Origin of the sequence: Acidovorax delafieldii 2AN (assembly GCF_000175235.1) — a bacterium.
GTDB classification, from domain to species: Bacteria; Pseudomonadota; Gammaproteobacteria; order Burkholderiales; family Burkholderiaceae_C; genus Acidovorax; species Acidovorax delafieldii_B.
In genome coordinates, this window is record NZ_ACQT01000467.1 from 1 (window position 1) to 1,644 (window position 1,644).

Genomic DNA, 1,644 nt, shown 5'->3' on the forward strand with positions numbered 1-1,644 from the left:
GGCGGCGGCGCGCCCGCTGGCCGTGATCACGCTGCCCTCCGAGCAGCAGACCATCATGCTGGCCATGGATGTATCGGGCAGCATGCGCGCCACCGACGTGCAGCCCGACCGCATCACCGCCGCGCAAAACGCCGCCAAGGCCTTCATCGCCGAGCTGCCGCGCCATGTGCGCGTGGGCATCGTGGCGTTTGCGGGCAGCGCGCAGCTGGCGCAGCTGCCCACCCAGAGCCATGAAGACCTGGCCAAAGCCATCGACAGCTTCCAGCTGCAGCGCGGCACGGCCACGGGCAACGGCATCATGCTGGCGCTGGCCACGTTGTTCCCCGACGCGGGCATCGACATCGCGGCGCTGGGCGGACGCCAGGCCATGCACCCGCGCCCACTCGACGAAGTGACCCGCCAAGACCCGGCCAAGCCGTTCACGCCCGTGGCACCGGGCTCGTACACCTCGGCCGCCATCATCATGCTGACCGACGGCCAGCGCACCACGGGGGTGGACCCGCTCGAAGCCGCCCAGTGGGCGGCCGACCGCGGGGTGCGCGTGTACACCGTGGGCGTGGGCACCGTGCAGGGGGAAACCATCGGCTTCGAGGGCTGGTCGATGCGCGTGCGGCTGGACGAAGAAACCCTCAAGGCCGTGGCCGGGCGCACCCACGCCGAATACTTCCATGCCGCCACGGCGGCCGATCTGAAAAAGGTCTATGAAACCCTGAGTTCGCGCCTGGCGGTGGAAAAGCGCGAGACCGAAATCTCGGCGCTGCTGGCGCTGGCGGGGGCCGTGCTGGCCGTTCTGGCCGCGGGGCTGTCGGTGTGGTGGTTCGGGCGGGTGATGTAGCGCGCCACTACCAAAATAATAGCTGGTGGCGCACAGCAGGCAAGCGCCACAGCCAGAAAACACCCAAAATCAGTCGTCCAGGCTGCCGGGGCCGTCCACCAAGGTGGCCAGCGACAGGTCGTGCAGCTCCTGCAGCAGGCGCACCAGCTGCTGCGCGGCGCCCTCGACCACCGCCCGCCCCTTCTCCGCCGTGGCGGCGGCGGCATTGCCCACCGCACCGGCCACGTGGTAGTCCTGCATCTGCCAGCCCAGCTTGGCGCTTTTGCCATTGCCCAGAATGGCGAAGCGCTCGGCGCGGTCCTGCGAGGTGGAGCGGAAATCGCGCGCGTGGTCCATGTGCACGGTGGCGGGCGCCAGGTGCAGCATCATCGACGTCTCGATCTCGCCTGCATGGATGCCGAAGCGGTGCTCCTCGGCGCTGAACTGGCCGGCCACGGCGTCGGGCAGTGGCAGGCTGAACCAGCTGCTGCTATAGACCAGCAGCTTGCTGCGCGTGCGCAGCTCGCGCGCCACGATGTCCATCACGCTGACCTGGCCGCCGTGGCCGTTGAGCAGCAAGAGCTTCTTCACCCCCGCGCGCGCCACGCATTCGCCGATCTCGGTCCACAGCGCGATCACCGTGGCGGGCGAGAGCGTGAGCGTGCCCGGAAAACGGATGTGCTCGGGACTCAGCCCCACCACCTGCGGCGGCAGGAACAGCGCGGGCAGCGCGGCAGGCAGCAGCGGCAGGGCCGCGTCGATCACGCCCTGCAGCAGCGTGGCGTCCACCGACAGCGGCAGGTGCGGCCCGTGCTGCTCGATGGCCGCCA

2 protein-coding genes are annotated in these 1,644 nt (G+C 69.9%); one reads left to right on the forward strand and one right to left on the reverse strand.

Going from position 1 to position 1,644, the window contains the following annotated elements; genetic code table 11:
• On the forward strand, positions 1-835 hold an 835-nt coding region (locus tag ACDELDRAFT_RS22275; RefSeq protein WP_005801049.1), incomplete at its 5' end, for a VWA domain-containing protein.
• Between the two features lie 69 nt (positions 836-904).
• Here the strand turns inward: ACDELDRAFT_RS22275 and ACDELDRAFT_RS22280 are convergent.
• The coding region (locus ACDELDRAFT_RS22280; protein WP_005801051.1) for a creatininase family protein at positions 905-1,644 on the reverse strand (740 nt) is incomplete at its 5' end.